General features: G+C 60.6%; 5 protein-coding genes. All 5 read left to right on the forward strand.

What is annotated here, in order from left to right; genetic code table 11:
• The first annotated feature begins 428 nt into the window (after nucleotides 1-428).
• Nucleotides 429-1,805, forward strand: coding sequence for a helix-turn-helix domain-containing protein (locus AX690_RS10225; protein WP_066681208.1), 1,377 nt, complete (start codon nucleotides 429-431; stop codon nucleotides 1,803-1,805).
• A 778-nt stretch (nucleotides 1,806-2,583) separates the two neighbouring features.
• On the forward strand, nucleotides 2,584-3,273 hold the full coding sequence (locus tag AX690_RS10230; RefSeq protein ID WP_062100070.1) for a ParA family protein: 690 nt from the start codon (nucleotides 2,584-2,586) through the stop codon (nucleotides 3,271-3,273).
• On the forward strand, nucleotides 3,273-3,665 hold the full coding sequence (locus tag AX690_RS10235; RefSeq protein ID WP_066681209.1) for a hypothetical protein: 393 nt from the start codon (nucleotides 3,273-3,275) through the stop codon (nucleotides 3,663-3,665). Before AX690_RS10230 ends, AX690_RS10235 begins: the two co-directional genes overlap by 1 nt.
• Nucleotides 3,666-3,740: 75 nt before the next feature.
• Nucleotides 3,741-4,196, forward strand: a complete 456-nt coding sequence (locus tag AX690_RS10240) for a hypothetical protein (RefSeq protein ID WP_066681210.1) — start codon at nucleotides 3,741-3,743, stop codon at nucleotides 4,194-4,196.
• Nucleotides 4,193-4,509 (forward strand): hypothetical protein (locus AX690_RS23645; RefSeq protein ID WP_231732166.1); only part of this gene is annotated, 317 nt, incomplete at its 3' end. The genes AX690_RS10240 and AX690_RS23645, both read left to right, overlap by 4 nt.

Below are 4,509 nucleotides of genomic sequence, written 5' to 3' on the forward strand. Positions count from 1 at the left end.
GAGGGGTCAACTTTGGACGCATATTGGGGGTCAGCTTTGGACGCCGTTTGACATTCTGCGATTAACGAAGCGTTTACCAGCGTAGTCGCAGCTATCTCTGGGCAATACTCTGCTTGGGCGTCGGCTATTTTTAAGTTGACCCGGCCGAGCAAGGCAATTGCTCAGCGAGAATCGCTTGACCCGACTCGGCTCAAGCGGCCCAGTCCACCAGTTACAGGTTCAACCAGGAGGTACGGACAAAAAGAAACCGCCGATCTTTCGACCGGCGGGGGATCTTAGAAAGCGCAACCGATTGGCGTCGGTGAGCTCGCAACCAACTTTCCCAGCGACTCTGCGCAATCTTCCCCCCCTCGTCAACTGAAAAACGCCTTTCGGGGCGACGGCGGAGCTTTGCCTAAAGTCCAGCCTCCCCTCACGGGGAAAATGCAATGCAAGCTCAAGGACTTGCGAGCGGGCGCGGTTTGCGCCCGATTAATGTCGCGCGCGTGCGCTCTAGCCAGCTGGCCGAGACCTTCTCGGGATTACCCGCCGGCGTCTCGAAGTACGAGATCAAGGCCTGGCTTCAGGCTGCAACTTCCAGGGCCATGGGGATCGGCCGAGCCGCCAAGAAGCTCCTGCAGAACCTGGTCGATACGGCAGCGCCGGACGCTTACGCCTGTCGCGGAGCATCTGACGGCGGATACAACGCTCACATGGGCTTGGTGGTCTTCAAATCCAACCGGCGCCTGGCCGAAGAGCTAGAGGTAGGAGAGGAAGCCGTTCGGAAGTCCCTGAAGCAGCTGGCCGATGCCGGTTGGATCGCCTTTCGCGACAGCACGACCCGTAAGCGGTTCGCGCAGCGTGACGAGCGAACGGGCGAGATCCTGGTCGCCTTCGGTATCGACCTGCGCGCGCTCTGTGCGCGTGCTGATGAGTTGCGGGAACTGGCCAACGTCAGCGAAGCTGAGTTTTCGCTTCTGCGTGACATTCAGCGCAACATCAGCTCGCTGTTCAATCAGCTCCGGGTCTTCGCAGCGCATCCTTGTTTCGGGCCGTATTTCACCGATCAGGAAGAGGTCCTTAGGCTGGCCGACAGGATGCGCAAATCGCGCAACATCGTCGCTGCGCAGGAGGCTTTCATTCGCCTGGTTGATCGGCGTTCCGAACTCGAGATTCTCTTCTGTGATTTGGCGGAGCGTGGCCTCTTGGAAGCAAATTATAGGGGCGCGCCCATCGAAAGTTCCCACCAGAGAACTTCAAACCAACAGCCTAAAAATCAAAAAACATCAGGAATCTCCTTCGGCGAGGAGGAGGCTACGATCGATGGGTTCATGGCTGAGTTTGTAGCCGCTGTAGAGGCTGCGGAGGCGTGCGCGGCTGAAATGTCGCGTGACGGCGTTCCAAACCTTTCTGAGCCTGATGAGCACCCTACTCCGCCCTCTGTCCGCGTGCCTGGCGTCAATCAGATGCTGAAAACACTGCCGGACGTCATGCTTCGCGCCGGTGTGGAGTTCCACGCCAGTTCATTGTTCAGCGATCCCAAGCGTCTGCTCGACGGTTACGCGAACAACTCTGCCGCCGTTTGCGGCCTCTCACGTGCGGAGATCCAGGATTGTCGGGCGACGATGGGCGACCAGGCCTTCAGGACGGTCGCGTTCATTGCGCGCTTCAAGGTCGGCGTAGCTAGCCCTAGGGCCTATCTGCTCGGGCTTCGGAACAAGATTTCCCTGGCGCGCCTTTCGGAGGGCGGAGATTCGATCGTCCTGGATCTCAACCGGTCTTGGTTCGGCCTTTATCGCGGTTCGAAGTCCGAGGTGGTTCATTAGAACCCTACGCCCCCTCCCCTGCTCTCTTTCTCCGGTGTCGATGTCGCTGGAAGGTCATCTTCATGTCTATTTTCAATGGATTGCACGCGTTTGTTAAGCTGGTTGCTTTGTGCTGTTGGTATGCGTCGGACGGGGCGTTATCATGTCGCCCAGGGGCCGTCGCTTTGCGTCGGCGGCTCCGGGTCGCCCATCTCAGCCTTCTTCCGGGTCTGGCGCGCGTACCTCCAGTTGTCGATCACCTGGGCTGCGGCGCCTGTGTTGTGGACGGCGCCAGCGTTCTTGTTCTGTGCGATCGCAACCCTGTTAAGGTTGGGCTAGCCTCGGTGCTCTAGCGGTTCGGTTTACGTATTACGTGAGTTGCGCGCAAATCGCGCATAGTACGAGATACGGGCGTTGCGCGACTTGCCTGGAGTGCGGGTTTTGCGCGAAACGCGGGCGTGTCGAGAGTTGCGCGTCATGTGTCGTATTGCGCGACTTTCACGCATGGCGAGAGTGTCGCGCTATTCGCGTCCTACTCCGTAGTGCGTGAAACTCGCGTTTTGCTTGACATGCGCGAATATCGCGAGTATCCCGCATTTCATGTCATTCGCGATTTGCGTGCCAATACATGCAATTCACGCTGTTCGCGTCAGTCGCATAATTCGCGCACCTCTCGTCTGACGCGCCTGTCGCGCTTTGCCCGTAGTCTACGCGATGCGTGTATGACGGGAATTGACGGCGAAATAGCTAGGTGCGCTAATCGACCGGTCGGTTGGCCTTTGAGCGGAGATTCTCGCCCATGCCCGTTATCTCATTCGTCTCGTCGAAAGGCGGTGTCGGCAAGACCACCTCCGCCTTGCTGGTCGCCAGCATCCTGGCCGAACACGCCAATACCCACGTCACCCTGGTCGACGCGGATCCCAACAAGCCGCTCCTAAAGTGGTCGGCGCTGCCTGGCCGCCCGGAGACGATCACCGTCGTCGCCGATGAGGCTGAGTCGCGCATCGTCGACATCATTGATGAAGCCTCGACCACGTCGAAGTTCGTCATTGTCGATCTCGAAGGGGCGGCGACCAGCCGCGTGTCCAACGCCATCAGCATGTCGAACCTGGTGATTATCCCGCTACAGGGATCGGGGCTGGACGCTGATCAGGCCGTCAAAACGATCCGATTGATCCTGAACGCCGGCAAGTCGCAGCGCCGCAAGATCCCGTATCGCGTTCTCTTCACGCGCATGCCTCCAATCATCAATTCGAACAACATGAAGGCCATTCGCAGCACGCTTGAAGCTGCTGATGTGCCGATCATGGAAACCGCGCTTATCGAGCGCGAAGCATTCAAGGCTGTGTTCCTGCACGGCGGAACACTAACGGGTCTGGATCCCAAGGCCGTATCTGGCACGGACAAGGCGCTGAGGAACGCGACCGCCGTCACCAAGGAGATCCTTGAGCTGCTCAAGACCCTCGGCAACCAGGCGGAGGCTGCCTAATGACCCTCAAGAGGCAGCTCCCCGGTTTCTCGGTCGACCTTGGACAAGACGATACCGACATCGCCCCCGAAACCAGCCTCGCCAATCTGGCCGAGGGCCTGGATCTGCCGACGATCAGGCCGTCGGCTTCCGAACTGCGAGCGGTCGAAGAGGTCGGCGAGCGCATGGGGTTCAGCCGGCGCGAACCACAGCCGATCGCCAAACCCAAGCGCGGCAAAGTCGCCAAGCCGCCGCCCAAAGAGCTCATGTTGACCATCCGTCTGGACGATCACGTCAAGACGCGGTTCCAGGACCTCTGCTACGCCCAAGGGCGTACCGCCAAGGTCAGCGATACCCTTGAGCGCATGATGAACGCCTTCGAATGGGCGCAGCAGAACGGTTGGGAAGGGTAGGGGGCCTTGTCGTCGGGCCCCGTCGTCTTGATTTGCCTTGACCTGCGCCCGCGGTCCACGGACCGCAGGGCGCTAATGCGCACCCGCGCCAAGATCCGTTCCGTCGAAGCCTATATAGACGGCGTCCGCGCCGACGGCGGGGTGGTGCTCCATTATCGTCCAGCCGCCGACGCCGCGCTTGAAACCCTCTCACGGCTCAGGCCCCTCGAGGGCGAAACCGTTCTGACGTGGGACCAGGACGAGGACCCGTTCGACAATCTGGCGTTCCGCATGGCGCTCGACGGCCACGATCCCTCAAAGGTTCTGCTCCTCTGCGGCGTTCGCGATGGAGTCTCAGCAGACTTCTGCATGCGGCTGGCGAACATCGGCTACGACGTCCACTGGTTGAAGGTCGACCTCACAGCCGACATGGACTTGATGAACGCCAGCTACGCCGCGACGCTGACCGAAGTGAGCCACCCACGCGTGGTCCACAAGCGACTTGGTCCGGCCAATGAGAACCTCGGGCGCAAGCGCGCCAATGACGCATGATCGACCATCATCTTACCGTCTCGATCGACGGCCTTGTCGAACCCCTACCGGCTGTTTCGGCCGACGGCCGGGACCAACGCGTGGGGTGGGCGGTGACGAACACAGCGCTCTGCGTCGCGGCGATGGGGGCATGCGTCCTCGCCTTCTTCGTCCGACCTTGGGCGGGCTTGGCGATCGCGACGTTTGTCTTCTGCCTGGAGGCTACGCGAGCGGTTTTGATCCTTCTCGGACGGTACACCGCCCACCATCCCGTTGATGGGACACAGCGGCGGGCAGCCGCGGCGTCCTGCGCGATTTCGGCAGCGGCAGGACC

It is taken from the genome of Caulobacter sp. CCH9-E1 (assembly GCF_001556515.1).
GTDB lineage: Bacteria > Pseudomonadota > Alphaproteobacteria > Caulobacterales > Caulobacteraceae > Caulobacter.

Bases quoted from the DNA above. Each gene is read 5' to 3' on its own strand.
- AX690_RS10230 (WP_062100070.1), top strand. From the start codon at position 2,584: ATGCCCGTTATCTCATTCGTCTCGTCGAAAGGCGGTGTCGGCAAGACC.
- AX690_RS10235 (WP_066681209.1), top strand. From the start codon at position 3,273: ATGACCCTCAAGAGGCAGCTCCCCGGTTTCTCGGTCGACCTTGGACAA.
- AX690_RS10240 (WP_066681210.1), top strand. From the start codon at position 3,741: ATGCGCACCCGCGCCAAGATCCGTTCCGTCGAAGCCTATATAGACGGC.
- AX690_RS10225 (WP_066681208.1), top strand. From the start codon at position 429: ATGCAAGCTCAAGGACTTGCGAGCGGGCGCGGTTTGCGCCCGATTAAT.